The sequence below is a fragment of the Pseudomonas sp. MF08831 genome (assembly GCF_059862645.1).
The window spans coordinates 276301-293839 of record NZ_JCBCUX010000007.1 but is presented as its reverse complement, the minus strand read 5'-3'; the positions used below and the strand labels follow the sequence as shown (position 1 = coordinate 293839).

Below are 17539 nucleotides of genomic sequence, written 5' to 3'. Positions count from 1 at the left end.
GTTATGGCCCGTGGGGTTAACAAAGTCATATTGGTCGGTACATGCGGCCAGGATCCCGAAGTTCGCTACTTGCCTAACGGTAACGCCGTGACCAACCTGAGTCTGGCGACCAGCGAACAGTGGACTGACAAGCAGACCGGCCAGAAGGTCGAGAAAACCGAATGGCACCGCGTGTCGATGTTCGGCAAGGTTGCAGAGATCGCCGGCGAGTACCTGCGTAAAGGTTCGCAGGTTTACATCGAAGGCAAACTGCAAACCCGCGAGTGGGAAAAAGACGGCATCAAGCGTTACACCACTGAAATTGTGGTCGACATGCAAGGCACCATGCAACTGCTCGGCGGCCGTCCACAGCAGGGCGACCAACAAGGCGGGGGCAACAACTACCAGCAGTCCGCTCCGGCCCCACGCCAGCAGGCTCCGCGTCCGCAGCAGTCGGCACCGCAGCAGTCGCGTCAGGCGCCACCTCCACAACAGGCCGCTCCACAGCCTGCTCCGGATTTCGACAGCTTTGATGACGATATCCCGTTCTAATCGGTAACGTCTTCGCTCAAAGCCCCGCGAGCCATGCTCTCGGGGCTTTTTCTTTGCCTACAGAAACTGCGGTGCCTCTCGGAAATGGGGCGGGACGCTCAAATGCCACTAGCACCGATCGGCTGTCATACCGCGTTAGATGGCTGACGTGCGCGCCAGAGCCCGGTTCGTACTCAGGCCTGTCGATCACACAGCCATGGATGAACACTGTGTCGAACACGCTTCTTGCTTCGCCTGCCCAAGCAAAAATGGCTGACCCCAACCGTGCTGACGCCCATGCCCAATGGCAGCCTGGGCGAAGAACTCCCCTCAACGGCGAACCGTACATGAGTAAGTGGCCGCGCGTGAAACCCGCGGCCCTCAACAACTGATCCCAAGCTGCCTGGCGGCAAAGGTTCTGCCGCCAACGCTCAGGCATCCTTCGCGGCGGCGCTGACCACCATTTGCTTGAAGCGCTGCAACACCGCCGAGCCGTCACCGACCCGCGTCGCCAAATGCAATGGCGCCACCAGGCTTTGGCAGTCCGTCAGTTCGCGATAAACGATGCCATCCCCCCGTAACCGCTGCATGGACGCTGGCACGATGGAGACGCCAAGGCCCGCCGCCACCAGGCTCAATGTCGCGGTCATGCGCGGTGCTTCCTGGACCACCTGCGGGCTGAAACCCGCTTCACGGCAGGCCACCAGAATCGCGTCATACAAACCCAGACCGACGCGACGCCGATAAAGCACGAAGGCTTCGGTGGCCAGTGCCGCCAGGGGCAGGGGAGTTGCGGCGTCATTTGCCAGCGGGTGATCGGTAGGCAGCGCCAGCAGCATTGGCTCCACCAGAATGGGCTGGTCCTGCAACGTTTGACTGCCGCTGAGCGGCGAGCGGATAAACGCTGCGTCGAGTCTTTCATGGGCCAGCGCGTCCAGCAGCTCGCCGGTACCCGCTTCTTCCAGGGCCACCAAGACGCCGACAAATGTTTCGCGAAACACGCGCAAAACGCTGGGCACGAACGGGTGCAATGCCGCCGAACTGGTAAAACCGATAGCCAGCCGGCCACGCTCACCGCGGGCGGCGCGCCGCACGATATCGGCGATACCATCGGCACGCGCCAAGACTTCTCGTGCTTCATCCAGCAACGCCAGGCCGGCAGTCGTGGGGCGCACGCCGCGCGGCAGGCGCTCCATCAATGTCACGCCTAGCTCGGCCTCAAGGCTTTGCAACATTCGGGTCAGCGGCGGTTGTTGCATGCCCAAGCGTTGCGCCGCGCGAGTGATATAGCCTTCCTCGGCAATCGCCACGAAGGCTCTGAGTTGGCGAAGTTCCAGCATAGGGATACTTTCAAGGTATGGGAGGTCGCCAATCCTGGCATTTGTTCTCATGGCTCACAAGATTTAGGCTGTGGCCACTCTCGAAAAAGAAGGAAAGCCGTGATGACCTGGTCAGCCAAGCAGTACACGATGTTTGAACAGCAGCGCACCCGTCCGGTTCGTGACCTGGTCGCGGCCATTCCAGATCGCCCGGTAAACACGGCGGTGGACCTCGGTTGTGGCCCCGGTAACTCCACCGAAGTGCTGGCCGAACGTTTCCCTAAGGCGCATGTCACCGGCATGGACAGTTCCGGCGACATGCTGATCGACGCACGCAAACGCCTGCCGGCGCTGAATTTCGAATTGGCCGACATCGGCACCTGGGCACCGGCACAGCCATGTGATGTGATTCTGGCCAACGCTTCGCTGCAATGGTTGCCGGACCACGCCACGCTGTATCCGCACCTGGTCAGCCAACTGACGCCTGGCGGTACGCTGGCGGTGCAGACCCCGGATAACCTCGACGAACCAGCCCACCGGCTGGCGCGCGAAGTCGCTGCCCAGGGCCCATGGGCGGCGAAGATCGGTTCGGTCAAACACAATGAACGGCACACGGCGAGCTATTACTACGAGCTGTTGAGCAAGCACTGCAGCACTGTCGATGTGTGGCGCACCACCTACCTGCACCCGCTGGCGGATCACGGCGCCGTGGTGGAATGGTTCAAGGGGTCGGCATTACGGCCCTTCCTCGCACCGTTGACCGAGCGCGAAAAAGTCGCCTTCCTGCATGAATATCAGACGCGGATTACCCAGGCGTATCCAGCACTGGGCGATGGCACTGTGTTGCTGCCGTTCCCTCGCCTTTTCATCATCGCGACCCGTTAACGCTCGTTACACAAGTGGCGGTCATGCCGCTGCCGCTTGTGCCTTCAAGTACTCCGCCGTCGACACCACGTCCGCGTAGGCAAAAGCCAGTGAAGCCATATAGGCCCCATGCACTTGGGCTGCCGGAATCACTTGCCCGTTAAATTCCAGGTCCCGTGTCGCACACGCGTCATGCAACAGCGTGACCTTGTAGCCCAGGTCCGCCGCAGCCCGCACCACGGCGTCGATGCACATGTGGCTCATGTTGCCCACCACAACCACTTCGGTGATGGCCCGTTGCTCCAGCAACGCCCGCAGATCCGTCCCGCGAAATGCATTCACGACGTGCTTGAGCACCACCGGTTCATTCGCCTCGTTCACGGTCTTGGCATGCAAGTGCGCGCCCTCGGAACCCGGTGTAAAGAAGGGTGCGTCCTCGGAGGTGAACTCATGGCGAACGTGAATCACCGCGTCGCCCGCCTGGCGAAAGGCCTGCAGCACCTGCGCGGCCTTGTTGGCCGCCGCGTCCACGCCGTCGAGCGGCCACTTGCCCCCAGGGAAGTAGTCGTTCTGAATGTCGATCAGGATGAGCGCTTGCTTGGCCATGGGTGATGTCTCGTTGCAGAGTGAAGGGCCCCGTATCTTAGCTGGCGCCAGCCGCAGCGGCGGGAGGAATCGTGCAGAACGCCGCCTGTTCAACGGCCTGTCGTGCAGAATAAGACAGGCCAACTGCCATCGCTTTTTAAGCAACTGATTGATTTAGAGACGCTCTTTCCTGAAATCGTCTTGGCCTGATCCCTGCAACCATTGGTGTACACACATGGCGGGATAGCCAAGGGGGACGCATGACCCCAACTCAACGCAAGAAGCTGGTGGTTGCACATTCCACGCGAGCGGGCGCGCCGCAGCACGAGGTTGAAACTAACCGGGCGCTGGCGCGGTGGCTGGCACAGATTCTGGGGCTGAAATTCGGCGGCAGTTACGACCCGCAGCAACATGCCGGGCGTGACGTGTATGTGCTGCCAACGCAAACCCTGGTGGGCGCCGCCCAGGCGCTGGCGCTGAAGGTTAAGGGCCCAGAGGATGTGTGGGGCGGTTACGTCGACTACGATTTCATCTGCACCAAAGCCATCACTCATGGCCTGTTGAGCCCCGAAGCGACGGCGCCGCAAGGCTGGTCGTCGGCGTTTGCCGAGCGGGTGCGCCCGGTCGTCCTCGATGGCCTTAGCGTCTTTGCCTTTAAAGACGCATTGCCCGCCGCCACGCGCTTGCTCTACAGCGGGCCGATCCGCCTGAAGCCTGTGCATGCCTGCGCCGGTCGGGGACAGGAAGTTATCCACAGTCTCGATGAGTTCGAAGCGCTGCTGGCGCGACCCGACATGGCGACGCTGTTTACGGAAGGCGTGGTGCTTGAGCAGGACTTGCACGAGGTGATCACCCACAGCGTGGGCCAGAGTTTTATCGGCGAACACGTCATCAGCTATTGCGGCCAGCAGTACCTCACTGAGGACGGGCAGGGCGAAGCGGTCTACGGCGGCTCCGACTTACTCGTCGTGCCTGGCCACTACGCCGACCTGTTGAAGCTCGACCTGCCCGACGATGTGCGTGAGGCCATCGAACAAGCCCAGGTTTTCGACACGGCCGCCGATGGGGCCTACCCTGGTTTCTACGCTTCGCGCCGCAACTACGACATTGCCCAAGGCCTGGACAGTGACGGCCAACGCCGCAGCGGCGTGCTCGAACAATCCTGGCGCATGGGCGGCGCCAGCAGCGCGGAAGTCGCTGCGCTGCAAAGCTTCATCAATAACCCGAGCCTGCGTGCCATCCACGTTTCATCTGTGGAACGTACATGGACCAACCGCTGCCGGCGGACGCCATCGAGGTGTACCGCGGCCCTGCAGACAACAGCGACTTTCTTCTCAAGTACGTGACGGTTAAATCTTATGACGGCTAGAAGTGAAAGCATTGCGATCGACATCGACGACGAGCAAATGAGCGGGACATTCCTGAGCCCCAAATCCAAAGTGCCAGGCGTGTTGTTTGTGCACGGCTGGGGCGGTAGCCAGGAGCGCGACCTTGAGCGCGCCAAAGGCATTGCCGGCCTGGGCTGCGTATGCCTGACTTTTGATTTGCGCGGCCACGCCGGCACCGGTATTCCGTTGTCGCGCGTTACCCGCGAAGACAACCTGCGCGACTTGCTGGCGGCCTACGACCGCTTGCTGTCGCACCCGGCCATCGACACCTCGGCCGTGGCGGTGGTGGGCACCAGCTACGGCGGTTACCTGGCGGCGATCCTCACCTCATTGCGCCCGGTGCGCTGGCTGGCGCTGCGCGTGCCGGCGCTGTACCGCGACCAGGAATGGCTCAAGCCCAAACGCGATCTGGATAAGGTCGACCTGATGGATTACCGCAGCACCCTGGTGCACGCCGAAACCAACCGCGCCCTGCATGCCTGCGCGAAATTCACCGGCGATGTGCTGATTGTCGAATCGGAAACCGACGACCATGTGCCCCACGCCACCATCATGAGTTACCGCGCGGCGTGCCAGCAGACTCACTCCTTGACCCACCGCATCATCGACGGCGCCGACCACTCGTTGAGCGACCCGGTGTCGCAGCAGGCCTACACCTCAATCCTGGTGGACTGGATTACCGAGATGGTGGTGGGCGAACGGCTGAGCATCATCCAGGCCCGATAAAGCGTTGCCCCCTCAAGCGCCATCACAGGCAAGTCCGGCTTCCACAGTGGAATGCATTCCAACGGTGGGAGCGGGCTTGCCCGCGATGGCGCCGGTCCTGCCAACCTGCATCAAGCCGGTGTCTTTTTAACCCGCAACGCCTTGGCCTTGGCCTCCACCGCGAGGTACATCACCAACGCAATCACCAGCGGCAAAATAAAGTACACCGCCCGATAGGCAATCAACCCGGCCAGCAAACTCCCGCGCGACGCCTCATGCTGCAGCAAGCCAATAAACACCGCCTCCAACACCCCAAGCCCCGCTGGAATATGCGTAACCACACCGGCAATCGCGCTGATCAGCAACACCCCCAGCACCAGTGGATAGTCCAACTTGGCCGGCAACAAGGTAAAAATCACCGCTGCCATCAACGACCAGTTCAACGCGCCCAGGGCCAACTGCAAACACGCCATGCGCAACGACGGCAGATTGATCTCGATGCCCTTGATCGACCACGCACGCTTCTTCGAGAACCGGCACGCCGCCAAGTAGCCGAGGCTGGCCAACACCAGCACCACGCCAATGCCCTGCAACGCCAGGGTGCTGACTTTCCACCCGGGCGGCATCGTCACCAAACCGCTGCTGAACACCACACCGGCCAGCGCCATATAGCCGAACCAATTGGTGGCCAGGCTCAGCCCAAGGATCTTGGCGATATTGCCGGTGCTCACCCCAAGCCGCGAATACAGCCGGTAACGCATGGCAATCCCGCCGACCCACGCGCTCAGGTTAAGGTTGAACGCGTAGCTGATGATCCCCACCGGCAGGATTTGCTTCCAACCCAGCGGTTGGCGAATGTAAGTGCGGCCGATGAGGTCGAAACTGGCGTAGACGAGAAAACTGCACAGGGTCAGCGCGCTGGCGATCAGCAACGTGCGCAGCTTGAAGTCGCCGAGCGTCTGCAGCACTTCGCTCCAGTCGATGCGCCGTGCCAGCAGGGTGAACAGCGCGATCAACACCAGGAAGAAGACAACGGTCAGCGGCTTCTTCCAGCGTTTGAGTCGTGAACCACCGGCTTCAGAGGTCATGGGCCTGGCTCTCGAAGGGTTTCAAACGCGGTTTGTGCGCGGGCAGCCAGCCCGTCAGCACGGGGAAGTGGCGCATCACATGAAACACCAAAAAACCCACGGTCAACCGCCATAGCCACAGGCGGGGCTTGCGGTTTTCCGGCATGGTCCGGCAGTGCTCGCGGGCGAGCAGTTCCAGGCGTTCGTACAGCTGCTGGTTGAACGCGCGGTCGCGAATCAACACATTGGCTTCCAGGTTCAGGGACAGGCTCAATGGGTCCAGGTTGCTTGAGCCTACGGTGCTCCACTCGTCATCCACCAACGCGACTTTGCCGTGTAGCGGGCGCTGGCAATACTCATGGATCACCACGCCGTCCTTGAGCAAATAGTCATAGAGCATGCGCGCCGCCAGCTTGGCCAACAGCACGTCGGGCTGGCCTTGCATGATCAGTTGCACGTGCACGCCACGGCGCGCGGCATTGCGAATCTCGCGCAGCAGGCGGTAGCCGGGGAAGAAGTAGGCGTTGGCTATCACCACGCGTTTTTGCGCCTTGCTCAAGGCGTGGATATAGGCCTCTTCGATATCGTCGCGGTGCTGCACGTTGTCGCGGTAAATCAGGCGAACCAGACCTTCCTCATTGGCCGTTGTCCACAGGGACGGTCGTTGCTGGCGTCGTCGCCAGCCCCGCCGCGTGCGCACCTGGCGGCCGCTTTGGGCGAGGGCAAAATGATGCAGGTCGGCGACCGCAGGGCCGGTCACTCGCACGGCGTAATCCTGCTTGGCTTCGGGGCCGAAATCGCCCAGATGGTCGGCAGAAAAATTGATCCCGCCGATAAACGCCACGGTGGCGTCCACCACCACGATCTTGCGGTGCAGGCGACGGAACCAGTTGGTGCGAATCCCCAGCATTTTCGACGCCGGGTCAAACATCTGCACCAGCACGCCAGCCTCGGCCAGCTCACCCAGAAACGCCGGGCTCAGCTCGCCGCAGCCAAACCCGTCGAGGCTGACCACCACCTTGACGCCGCGCTGCGCCGCCTCAATCAAGATGCCTTTGAGCTCATGGCCGACCTTGTCTTCGAACAGAATAAAGGTCTCCAGCAAAATCTCCCGCTGGGCCTCGCGCATCGCTTCAAACACCCTGGGGAAGTAAGCCTCGCCGTTCTCCAGCAACTCAAGACGGTTGCCGCTCTGCCAGCCGTAATCGACATCACGCGCCTTGGCGTCATCTGGCGGCTGGTCGGTGGCAATGTGCTCTACCGCGACGGTCATAACTCGATCTCCACCGACAACGGCACATGGTCTGACAGATGCGACCACGGCCGGGTAGTCAGTACCTTGGGGTTGTGAATTTTCAGGTTGCGCACATAGATGCGGTCCAGCGGTAACAGCGGCAGGCGCGCCGGAAACGTGCGCGCGGGCTTACCAGTGGCTTCAACAAACACTTCTCTGAGACCGCTCTGGCTCAGGTCGGCCTTTTGGCGCCAGTCGTTGAAATCACCGGCCACCACCAGCGGCGCGTCGGCCGGGATTTCGCTGATGCGCTGTTCCAGCAAACGCAATTGCTGCTGACGATGCACCTCGCGCAGGCCCAAGTGCATGCAGATCGCATGCACCTCTTGGCCGGTGCCTGGCAGGCGCAATACGCAATGCAGCAGCCCGCGGCTTTCATGGCCGCTTTGCGAGATGTCGAGGTTGTCGTAGCGCACGATCTGGAATTTGGACAGCAACGCGTTGCCGTGGTCGCCGTGCGGGTAGACCGCGTTGCGCCCGTAAGCGAACTGCGGCCAGATGCTGTCGGCCAGGAACTCGTATTGCGGCATCTTCGGCCAGTCCTGGTAGCGCTGGGGATGGCGTTCGTGAGTGCCGTGGATTTCCTGCAAGAACACCATGTCGGCGCCCACGCTGCGCACCGCTTCACGCAGTTCGGGCAGGATGAAGCGTCGATTCAGCGCGGTGAAACCCTTGTGGATATTCACCGTCAGCACTTTGAAGCGCGTGATGGCGGTAGTGGGCGTGGCGGGGATCAATTCCGGATGGGTCATGGCAGCACCCCGGGTGCTGGCAACGTGCCGGGCTCGGTGGCCAAGTGTTTATCCAGCTCGAAGCGCTGCAACAGTTGGCGCGCATCGAAGGGCGCGCGCACTTTGATGTCGTTGTCGAAATAGCAAAAAATATCGCGTTGCTTGCGCGCGCGTGGCGTGTGTTTCGGGTCGACCAAATGCGCATCCTCCGGCTGTTTGCCCTGGCGCCAGCGATCGATGCGGTCACCCCAACGCTTGATCGCCTCGGCGGTGTAGCCGCTGGCGTAGAGCTTTTTGTCACCGTGCAGGCGCAGGTACAGGAAGTTGGCGGTGACGTCTTCGATATACGGCCACTTGCCGGCGGTATCGGCGACCACCAGTGCCACACCGTGCTTGTCCAGCATCTGCACAAACTCCGGTACTGCGAAACTCTTGTGGCGAATTTCCACCGCATGACGCAGCGGCTTTTTGCCATGGGCTTGCATGCTCGCCTTGCCGTTCAGGCGCGGCTCGTGCTCGCGGGCGAGGGCGGCGGCCTGTTGAGTTTCGGTGGGGAGTTGTTGAAGAAAGGCTTCAAACAGCGGCGGGTCGAATGTGAAGCTGGGCGGGAATTGCCAGAGGATCGGCCCGAGCTTTTCTTTCAGTTCCAGCACCCCGGAAGCAAAGAAATTGGCCATCGGCTTGTGCACATCGCGCAAGCGCAGAATGTGGGTGATGTAGCGCGGTGCCTTCACGCTGAACACGAAATGCTCAGGCGTGTCGGCGTACCACTCGGCATAACGCTTGGGTGTTTGCAGGGCGTAGAACGAGCCGTTGATTTCGATGCTGTTGACGGCGCGTGACGCAAATTGCAATTCGCGTTTCTGGGTCAGGCCCTCGGGGTAGAAATCCCCCCGCCAGGGCGTGTAGCGCCAGCCGGAAATGCCGATGTAAATCGCCGCCATGATTACTCCCGTGGATGTAGGGCCAAGTGACCTCCGTTTTGGGATGACTGCGGTTTTTGTCGGAAAGTTTCGCCGTTCCTACAGACGGTACAAGGTAAGGAATGTGGGAGCGTGCTGCCTGCGATAGCGATGGGGCCGGCGCTGAATGCGACGCTGGCGTACCGCAATCGCAGGCAAGCCAGCGTCCACATTGGATGTGCGTCGGGGCCGAATCAGTGTCCGACTGCCGTGCGCGTCGAGCTGTCGGCATACACCGGCCCCAACCGGTCCAATCGGCCACTCCACGCCGTCAGCGCCAGGGCCACCAACACCACTGAGCCGCCGATCCACGCGGTATGGATCAAGCCCATGTGCGCCACGATCAAGCCCCCGGCCCAGGCGCCGCCGGCGATTCCGAGGTTGAACGCCGCAATGTTCAAGCCCGACGCCACATCCACCGCCTGCGGGGTGTGATGTTCAGCCTGGCGCACCACGTACACCTGCAGGCCCGGCACATTGCCGAAGGCAACCGCGCCCCACACCAGCACGGTGGCCAGCGCCAGCCAGGGGTTGCTGGCGGTCAGGGTAAGGATGAACAGCACCGCCGCGAGCAGGGCGAAGATGATTTTCAACGCGCTGATCGGGCCGCGTTTATCGGCCAGCTTGCCGCCCCAGATATTCCCCGCCGCCACCGAGATGCCGTACACCAGCAGCACCAGGCTGACGGTGCCGGCGCTGAAGCCGGAAATGTCCTGAAGGATCGGCGCCAGAAAGGTAAACGCGATGAACGAGCCGCCGTAGCCGATGGCGGTCATGGCGTACACAAGCAGCAAGCGCGGCTGCTTGAGCACTTGCAGTTGTTGCAGCAACGAGGCGGGTTTGCTGTGGGCGATGCTGTTCGGCACATAGATCAGGCTGCCGATAAACGCGATCACCCCCAGGGCCGAGACGGCGAGGAACGTTTCCCGCCAGCCGAAGTGCTGGCCGATAAACGTGCCCAGCGGCACGCCGGTGACCAGTGCAACGGTCAAGCCGGTAAACATGATCGCAATCGCGCTGGCAGCTTTTTCCTTGGGCACCAGGCTGGTGGCGATGGTCGAGCCAATCGAGAAAAACACCCCGTGGGCCAGGCCGGTGACGATCCGCGCCAGCACCAGCGATTCATAACTCGGCGCCTGCCAGGCCAACAGGTTGCCGAGGGTGAACAGCACCATCAGCGACAACAGCAGCAGTTTGCGCGGCACTTTGCCGGTGAGGGCGGTGAGCACCGGCGCGCCAATGGCAACGCCCAAGGCGTACAGGCTGACCAGCAAACCGGCGGACGGCAGGTCGACGCCCAGGTCGGCGCCGATGGTGGGTAACAGGCCAACGATGACGAACTCGGTCGTCCCGATGGCAAAAGCGCTGAGGGTCAGCGCGAGCAGGGCAATGGGCATGGCTGCAACTCCGATGGGTGTGATTCAGGAGCGCAGTGTCGGGATTTTGCTTGTGCGGAAAAAGACAGTGATCGGCATTTGATATTTGACCGGGAGGCAAAGATGCCCAATGGCGGGGAACGATCAAGGCTCAAACCCGTCAGTTCCTTACAGACCCTGCTGATGGAGCCCGGTGTTTTGCTGAATTTAAAGACTGCATTACTGCTTGGTGCGCTGCTGTTGTGTGGCAATGGCGCATTGCAAGCTGCTACGCCGGCGGCCGCCGCAGCGCCGGCCGCGCCTGCCGCAGCGGCGGCGCCCGCTAAGCCGGAGTTGCTGGTCGAGGGCGGCCTGCTGGGCGCCATCAGTTCCAGCATTGACGATGTACAAGACAAGCTCGACCTTAACCAGAACCTCATCGACGCCTGGCGCTTGCGTGCCGATCGCGCGGCGGACGAAGTGGGGCGCCTGGTCGACCAGACGGCCGAACGGTCGCCGTGGAGCGTGGCCGGCGACTTCCTGTTGCTGTCCGGCGTCTGGGTTGGCGCCTTTGTGGTGTTGACCCTGCTGGGGCGCTTTGTTGTGCAGCGCTTGAGTCGTCGGCCGTTCGTCGAACGGCGCGAACGCTTGCTGGCAGTCTTGGGGTACGTGGTGCCCTACACAATCCCCGCGCTCATCTGTCTGCCGCTGACCCTCTACGTCAGCCACTTCCTGGCCTCGTCGGTAGGCCGCGCGCTGGCGCTGTGTTTTGCCTACGCCACCAGCAGCGGCATCTTTTCTACGTCGATGTTGTTGTGCGTGATCGTCATGTTCAATCTGGGCCACAAGCGTCCGGCGGTGCAGATCATTCGCGACTACTGCCCCAAGCCGCTGTTCCTGATCGGCTTCCTGGCCGCCCTCAGCGACGCGCTGACCAGTCCGCAGATCGCCCGACAGTTGGGTGGCAATATCACCAGCAGCATTGCGGTTTTCACCGGCCTGTTCGCGGCGGTGATTTTCGGTGTATTGGTGGTGCGCCTGCGCCGGCCGGTGGCGCATTTGATCCGCAATCGGCCACTGGCCCAGCGCCTCAAACACCCTGCGCTGCAGCAATCGCTGCGGGTGTTTTCCGGGCTGTGGTACTGGCCCATTCTGTTGATGGTGCTGGTCTCGGCGATCAACCTGATCGGCGCGGGCGACGATAACCAGAAGGCGCTGCGCTGCGCGCTGTTCACCACGATTTTGCTGATCGGCACGGTGTTTCTCAGCACCGTGCTGCAACACCTGTTCAAGTCCCGCAGCCAGGTGGCGATCCAGCGCAGCAGCGCCTACAAGGAGCGCTTCCTCAGCCTGTTGCACGCGATCTTGCGCATCGCCATGGCCATCGCGTTTATCGAAATCCTGGGGCGTATCTGGGGCGTCTCGCTGTTCGAATTTGCCCAGCGCAACTCGGTGGGCCGCGCGATCAGCGACTCCCTGAGCAGCATCGGCCTGATCCTGCTGGTGACCTGGCTGTTCTGGGTGGTGCTCGACACCGCGATTCAGGAAGCGCTGAAACCACCGGTCAATAAGCGCTCCAGCCGTCAGCCGAGTACGCGGGTCAAAACCATTCTGCCGCTGCTGCGTAACGCGGTGAAAATCATCCTAGTGGTGATCTGCGCGATCACCACCATGGCCAACCTTGGCATCAATGTCGCGCCGCTGCTGGCCGGTGCCGGTGTGGTCGGTTTGGCCATCGGTTTTGGCTCGCAGCAATTGGTGCAGGACGTGATCACTGGCCTGTTCATCATCATCGAGGACACGCTGTCCATCGGCGATTGGGTCGTGCTCGACTCTGGCCACGCCGGTACCGTAGAGGGCCTGACCATCCGGACGTTGCGCCTGCGCGACGGCAAGGGTTTTGTGCACTCGGTGCCGTTCGGGCAGATCAAGGCGGTCACCAACCAGTCGCGGCAATTTGCCTATGCGTTCTTCTCGGTGCAGTTCACCTACGACACCGATGTGGACAAGGCCGTGGACCTGATCCGCGAGGCCGGGCAATCGATTCGCGACGATGTGTTCCTCAAGTACAACCTGCAAGGGCCGCTGGAGGTGTTTGGCGTCGACAAGATGGACCTCAACGGCGTGGTGCTGACCGCGCAATTCCGCACGGTGTCAGGCGGGCAGTACGCGGTGAGCCGCGCGTTCAACCAGCGCTTGAAAAAGCTTGTGGATAACTGTGATGAGGTGCACTTCGCGCAAACTTATCCACAGCAGATCTGGCTGCCCAAACGCACGGCGCATGTGGATGAGCCGGATGAGGAAGTGCCGGCGTCGGTGGTGTTGACGGAACAGCCCAGGCCTCAATAATTTGCGTGGCTGTGTGGGCCTCATCGTAGGCAAGCCCGCTCCCACGGTGGGAGTGCGTTCCCATGTGGGAGCCGGGCTTGCCCGCGATGAGGCCGGTGAGGTCAATCCAGGCGTCAATGCCTGATCAACTTCTCCTGCACCGCCAACTGATCCACCTCCAGCAATACCTGTTGCTTGCCAGCGGCCATCACCGCCGCCGGCAGCCCATCGCGGTACACAACCCGATTGCCACTCACCGCCGGCACTTTGCTGCCCGGCAGCAGCGTGCCCACCAGGTTCAGCGGATCAGCCCCGCACACCGCAATCAAACTGCCGTCATGCGGCCGGCGGCGGACTTCGCGCAATAACCCAATTGCCTCCGGCAACGCAAACTGCTCGCCCGCCAGCCCACTGACGAACCGCCCGCCGCGGATCTCCCCGCGCGCTTCGAGCCGATGGAAAGTGCGCAGCAACTCGCGCCAGCTCGGTAACCAATCCGCCTCACGCTCCAGCAATCGCCAGAACACCACGCCATAGCGGCGCAGCAAGGTCATCGCCACATGCTCCAGCGTCTCGGCCGAATGTGGCCCGGCGGCGCTCGGTGAACGGCGCAGCAAAGCCCAGCGCCCGGCGTCGTCCATGCCGCCGACAAACGCCCCGCGTCCGCGTCGGCTGCTGCGCGCCTGGCGTTTGCTGGCCGGTGTGGTCAGCGCGCGCAGGCCGGCGAAGCTGTCGGCATTCACCAGCCCTGCGCCCACCAGTTCCTGCAGCGCCGTCTCCAGTTCGCTGCGCAGCAGATGGGCTTCGTGCACCAGTTCGTCGAAAAACAGCGCGCCATGTTCACGCAGCGCCACGTGGACTTTCTGCGCCTTGGGCGACAGCGTGGTGCTGTCGGTCATCTCGGTCAGCCCGCTCCACAGCGGCACTTGGCTGCGCGGCAGCAACACCACCGGTGTGCTGCGCAGGGCCATCGCGCCGGCCTTGTTGCTCAGCCGCGTCCACACCAGCTTGCCGCTGCGGCACAGGTCGTCAAGCCAGGTGGATGAGTAATCCTTCAGGCGCGCGCTGAGCAAGTCACTGTCCCAGGCCGAGGTGGCGGCGGCGTAGCCCTCAAACTGCGCGACAATCTGCGGCAACATGGCGCTGTCCTGGCCGCGTGTGCCGTCGGACAGGTGCTGCCAATCGAACAGGAAGCGCATGAAATCCTGCAGCGCCACGGGCTCGATTTCGCGGCGCAGGCGCTTGACCGTGTAGCGATGAATGCGCGCGAGCAAATGCCGTTCGCACCACTGTTCTTCGCTGGCGCCAGGGCTGAAACGGCCGCGCAGCACGTAGCCTTCCTGCTCCAGGCGAGCGAGTGCCTGGGTTACGTCTGCCACCGGCAGGGCCAACGGCGCGGCGATCTCGATCAGGCTCAGCGGGCCGAACCCGCCGAGGCGGGCGCGCAGCACTTCCACCAGCGCATCATCAACGGTCCAGGGTTCATCGAAGCCCGGCAGCAACGGCAAGTCGTTGGGATAGATAGCCTGCAAACAGCTCAAGCGTTCCACCGCCACCCACAGGCCATTGCTCAATGCATAGGCGCGCCCGCCCTTGGCCAAGGCCTGCAGCCACTCGGCCCATTGCGGCGTGACCTCATGAGTGGCAATGCAGGCCAGGCTCATCAGCGCTTCGTGCATTTCGTCCACGCCATTGGGCGCCGGCCAGGCTTCCTCGCGCACGCCGGCGATGGCCTCGGCATCCAGTGCGCCGAGGTCGTCGGTGCTGTGCGGGTCGCTCCAGCGCCGGTTGAGCACGGCTTGGGTACGGCGTTCTTCCAAGGGGGCGTCGTCGAGAAAGGTGTAGGGGCGCGCGCTGAGAATTTCCGCGGCCATGGGCGAGGGCGCCGGCAGGTCGCGGCTGATCAGCCGCACTTCGCCGCTTTCCATGCGCCGCAGCAGCGCCAGCCAGGCGTTGCTGTCCATGGCGTCGTGCAGGCAGTCGTCGAGGGTCTGCTCCACCAAGGGGTGCTCGGGCACTTCGCGCTCGCCGGCGAGGTTTTCCAGGCAGGCGATCTGGTCGGGAAACACATTGGCGATCAGGTCTTCGCTTTTCATCCGCTGGATCTGCGGCGCCACTTTGCGCCCGCCGGTATAACGCGGCAACGCCAGTGCCACACCGGCGTTCCAGCGCCAGCGCACGCCGAACAACGGCGCGTCCAGCACGGCCTGGATCAGGACGTGCTCGGCACTGTTGCTGTTCAGGTAACGCCACACGTCATCCAGCTCGAAACTGTGGCTGGTCGACAGCGACAGCACAATTGCATTTTCACTGGCCGCCGCCTGCAATTCGACATTGAACGTGCGGCAAAAACGCTTGCGCAACGCCAGGCCCCAGGCGCGATTGATACGGCTGCCGAACGGCGTGTGAATGATCAGTTGGGTGCCGCCGGACTCGTCGAAAAACCGCTCCATGATCAACGTGTCCTGGGACGGCAGCGCGCTCAAGGCCAGGCGTGCGCGGGCCAGGTAATCGAGGATCTGCTCGGCGCTGGCGTGGTTCAGGCCAAGGGTGCCGGTGAGCCAGTCGAGGGCCGCTTGCAAGTCGCCGGGCGTGGCGCTGAGCAGCGCGTCGAGCTGGCCTTGGAACCGCGCCACCGCCGCCGACAATTCGTTGCTGCGCCCTGGCGCTTCGCCCAGCCAGAACGGAATGGTCGGCGGCTGGCCATGGGCGTCCTCAACCCGCACCTTGCCGGCTTCGACCCGCAAGATTCTGTAGGAGGTATTACCGAGCTGGAAGATATCCCCGGCGATGCTTTCCACCGCGAAGTCTTCGTTGACGCTGCCGATGTTCAGGCTCTGGGGCTCGAGCAGCACGCTGTAGTCGGCGTTGTCGGGGATGGTGCCGCCGCTGGTCACGGCCGTCAGCTTGGCGCCACGACGCCCGCGCAGGGTGTGGGTCACGGCGTCGCGGTGCAGGTAGGCGCTACGGATGCCCTGGCGGCCGTTATAGCCCTCGGCGAGCATCTGCAACAGCGCCTGGTAATGGCGCACATCCAGCGCGGCGTAGGGCGAGGCGCGGCGAATGAGATCGAGCAATGCCGGTTCCGACCATTCCTGGGCGCTCACCTCGGCGATGATCTGCTGGGCCAGTACATCCAGCGGCGCGACCGGGATCTGCAAGGTGTCCAGCTCACCCCGGCGCACGCAGTCGAGCAGGGCGGCGCACTCGATCAGGTCATCGCGGGTGGTGGCGAACAAGCGCCCCTTGGGCGTGCCGCCGACCTGGTGCCCGGAACGGCCGACGCGTTGCAGAAAACCATTGATGGAGCCGGGTGAGCCGATCTGACACACCAGGTCGACGTCACCGATATCAATCCCCAGCTCCAGGGACGCAGTGGCGATCAGCACTTGCAGCTCGCCGGCCTTGAGCCGTTGTTCGGCGTCCAGGCGCAGCTCTTTGGCCAGGCTGCCGTGGTGCGCGGCCACGGCGGTTTTGCCCAGGCGCTCGCTCAAGTGCCGCGCCAGGCGTTCGGCCAGGCGCCGGGTGTTGACGAAAATCAGCGTGGTGCGGTGTTCGCGCGCCAGGTCGGCGAGGCGGTTGTAGACCAGTTCCCACACGTCGTTGGCCATGACCGCCGAGAGCGGCACCGGCGGCACTTCGATATCCAGGTCACGCGGGCGGGCGTGGCCGATATCGACAATTGCGCAGGGGCGGTCGGTGCCGACCAAAAAGCGCGACACCGCCTCGATGGGCTTTTGCGTGGCAGACAGGCCAATGCGGGTCAGCGGTTCGGCGCACAAGCCTTGCAAGCGTTCCAGGCTCAGGGCCATATGGCTGCCGCGCTTGCTGGCGGCGATGGCGTGGATTTCGTCGACGATCACCGTGCGCGTGCTGGCGAGCATGTGCCGACCGGAGTCCGATCCCAGCAGCACGTAGAGCGATTCCGGGGTGGTCACCAGGATATGCGGCGGGCGCTTGCGCATCTGCGCACGGTCTTTTTGCGGGGTGTCGCCGGTGCGCACGGCGGTGCGGATCACCAAGGGCGGCAAGCCCATCGCCTGCAGCTGCTCGGTGATGCCGGTGAGCGGGTTTTGCAGGTTGATCTGGATGTCGTTGGACAGTGCCTTGAGCGGCGAGACATACACCACCAGCGTCTCATCCGGCAGTTGCCCGCCATTCGCCAGGCCCTGGTGCACCAGGTCATCCAGCACGGCGAGGAACGCCGTCAGGGTCTTGCCCGAACCGGTGGGCGCGGCGATCAGGGTGGAGCGGCGCTGGCGAATCAGCGGCCACGCCTGGGCCTGGGCGCTGGTGACCGAAGGGAAAGAGCTGCGGAACCAGGCGCTGACAGCGGGGTGAAAGCCGTTCAAGACCGTGTCCGTGGTTTCAGGAAGGTTCATACCCCTTATATGCAACCGGCGGTGCCAAGTTGCAACCCCGCACTTTATC

The 17539-nt window shown here is 62.9% G+C and carries 12 protein-coding genes and 1 pseudogene; 5 read left to right on the top strand and 8 right to left on the bottom strand.

Going from position 1 to position 17539, the window contains the following annotated elements:
• Positions 1–3: 3 nt before the first annotated feature.
• The gene (locus tag AC19YS_RS17340; protein WP_010467282.1) at positions 4–531 is read left to right on the top strand and encodes a single-stranded DNA-binding protein; all 528 of its coding nucleotides are present in this window, start codon (positions 4–6) and stop codon (positions 529–531) included.
• Between the two features lie 410 nt (positions 532–941).
• Here the strand turns inward: AC19YS_RS17340 and AC19YS_RS17335 are convergent, their stop codons facing one another.
• Positions 942–1850, bottom strand: coding sequence for a LysR family transcriptional regulator (locus AC19YS_RS17335; RefSeq protein ID WP_500602295.1), 909 nt, complete (start codon positions 1848–1850; stop codon positions 942–944).
• A 102-nt stretch (positions 1851–1952) separates the two neighbouring features.
• Here AC19YS_RS17335 and tam point away from each other — a divergent pair, with 102 nt between their 5' ends.
• On the top strand, positions 1953–2714 hold the full coding sequence (gene tam, locus AC19YS_RS17330; RefSeq protein ID WP_500602294.1) for a trans-aconitate 2-methyltransferase: 762 nt from the start codon (positions 1953–1955) through the stop codon (positions 2712–2714).
• A 21-nt stretch (positions 2715–2735) separates the two neighbouring features.
• Here tam and AC19YS_RS17325 read toward each other — a convergent pair whose 3' ends face one another.
• Positions 2736–3299 carry a cysteine hydrolase family protein gene (locus tag AC19YS_RS17325; RefSeq protein WP_500602293.1) on the bottom strand — a complete coding sequence of 188 codons (564 nt, stop codon included), beginning with the start codon at positions 3297–3299 and terminating at the stop codon, positions 2736–2738.
• Between the two features lie 239 nt (positions 3300–3538).
• Here AC19YS_RS17325 and AC19YS_RS17320 point away from each other — a divergent pair.
• Both AC19YS_RS17320 and AC19YS_RS17315 read left to right on the top strand, forming a co-directional pair.
• Positions 3539–4647 (top strand): annotated as a pseudogene (locus tag AC19YS_RS17320) (DUF3182 family protein).
• The gene (locus tag AC19YS_RS17315) at positions 4637–5392 is read left to right on the top strand and encodes an alpha/beta hydrolase family protein (protein ID WP_106580222.1); all 756 of its coding nucleotides are present in this window, start codon (positions 4637–4639) and stop codon (positions 5390–5392) included. The pseudogene AC19YS_RS17320 and the gene AC19YS_RS17315 overlap by 11 nt, the downstream one beginning before the upstream one ends.
• A gap of 110 nt (positions 5393–5502) precedes the next feature.
• On the opposite strand, the gene AC19YS_RS17310 is transcribed toward AC19YS_RS17315, so the two are convergent.
• The 5 genes from AC19YS_RS17310 to AC19YS_RS17290 all read right to left on the bottom strand — a co-directional run bounded on the left by AC19YS_RS17310 (position 5503) and on the right by AC19YS_RS17290 (position 10822).
• A complete protein-coding gene (locus tag AC19YS_RS17310; RefSeq protein ID WP_106580223.1) occupies positions 5503–6459 on the bottom strand; it encodes a lysylphosphatidylglycerol synthase domain-containing protein in 957 nt (318 codons plus the stop codon).
• The gene (clsB, locus tag AC19YS_RS17305) at positions 6449–7711 is read right to left on the bottom strand and encodes a cardiolipin synthase ClsB (protein WP_200623965.1); all 1263 of its coding nucleotides are present in this window, start codon (positions 7709–7711) and stop codon (positions 6449–6451) included. Before clsB ends, AC19YS_RS17310 begins: the two co-directional genes overlap by 11 nt.
• Positions 7708–8484 carry an endonuclease/exonuclease/phosphatase family protein gene (locus AC19YS_RS17300; protein WP_169367705.1) on the bottom strand — a complete coding sequence of 259 codons (777 nt, stop codon included), beginning with the start codon at positions 8482–8484 and terminating at the stop codon, positions 7708–7710. The genes clsB and AC19YS_RS17300 overlap by 4 nt, the downstream gene beginning before the upstream one ends.
• The gene (locus AC19YS_RS17295) at positions 8481–9407 is read right to left on the bottom strand and encodes a DUF72 domain-containing protein (protein ID WP_200623964.1); all 927 of its coding nucleotides are present in this window, start codon (positions 9405–9407) and stop codon (positions 8481–8483) included. The genes AC19YS_RS17300 and AC19YS_RS17295 overlap by 4 nt, the downstream gene beginning before the upstream one ends.
• Positions 9408–9619: 212 nt before the next feature.
• On the bottom strand, positions 9620–10822 hold the full coding sequence (locus AC19YS_RS17290) for an MFS transporter (protein ID WP_119741382.1): 1203 nt from the start codon (positions 10820–10822) through the stop codon (positions 9620–9622).
• A 177-nt stretch (positions 10823–10999) separates the two neighbouring features.
• Between AC19YS_RS17290 and AC19YS_RS17285 the strand changes: the two genes are divergently transcribed.
• Positions 11000–13129 carry a mechanosensitive ion channel family protein gene (locus tag AC19YS_RS17285; protein ID WP_200623963.1) on the top strand — a complete coding sequence of 710 codons (2130 nt, stop codon included), beginning with the start codon at positions 11000–11002 and terminating at the stop codon, positions 13127–13129.
• A gap of 113 nt (positions 13130–13242) precedes the next feature.
• On the opposite strand, the gene AC19YS_RS17280 is transcribed toward AC19YS_RS17285, so the two are convergent.
• Complete coding sequence (locus AC19YS_RS17280) at positions 13243–17490, bottom strand: Lhr family helicase (protein WP_500602292.1); 4248 nt, start codon at positions 17488–17490, stop codon at positions 13243–13245.
• Positions 17491–17539: the final 49 nt, after the last annotated feature.

Coding starts and splice junctions, on each gene's coding strand:
- AC19YS_RS17280 (WP_500602292.1), bottom strand. CDS start 17,490: ATGAACCTTCCTGAAACCACGGACACGGTCTTGAACGGCTTTCACCCC.
- AC19YS_RS17295 (WP_200623964.1), bottom strand. CDS start 9,407: ATGGCGGCGATTTACATCGGCATTTCCGGCTGGCGCTACACGCCCTGG.
- clsB (WP_200623965.1), bottom strand. CDS start 7,711: ATGACCGTCGCGGTAGAGCACATTGCCACCGACCAGCCGCCAGATGAC.
- AC19YS_RS17325 (WP_500602293.1), bottom strand. CDS start 3,299: ATGGCCAAGCAAGCGCTCATCCTGATCGACATTCAGAACGACTACTTC.
- tam (WP_500602294.1), top strand. CDS start 1,953: ATGACCTGGTCAGCCAAGCAGTACACGATGTTTGAACAGCAGCGCACC.
- AC19YS_RS17300 (WP_169367705.1), bottom strand. CDS start 8,484: ATGACCCATCCGGAATTGATCCCCGCCACGCCCACTACCGCCATCACG.
- AC19YS_RS17290 (WP_119741382.1), bottom strand. CDS start 10,822: ATGCCCATTGCCCTGCTCGCGCTGACCCTCAGCGCTTTTGCCATCGGG.
- AC19YS_RS17335 (WP_500602295.1), bottom strand. CDS start 1,850: ATGCTGGAACTTCGCCAACTCAGAGCCTTCGTGGCGATTGCCGAGGAA.
- AC19YS_RS17340 (WP_010467282.1), top strand. CDS start 4: ATGGCCCGTGGGGTTAACAAAGTCATATTGGTCGGTACATGCGGCCAG.
- AC19YS_RS17315 (WP_106580222.1), top strand. CDS start 4,637: ATGACGGCTAGAAGTGAAAGCATTGCGATCGACATCGACGACGAGCAA.
- AC19YS_RS17310 (WP_106580223.1), bottom strand. CDS start 6,459: ATGACCTCTGAAGCCGGTGGTTCACGACTCAAACGCTGGAAGAAGCCG.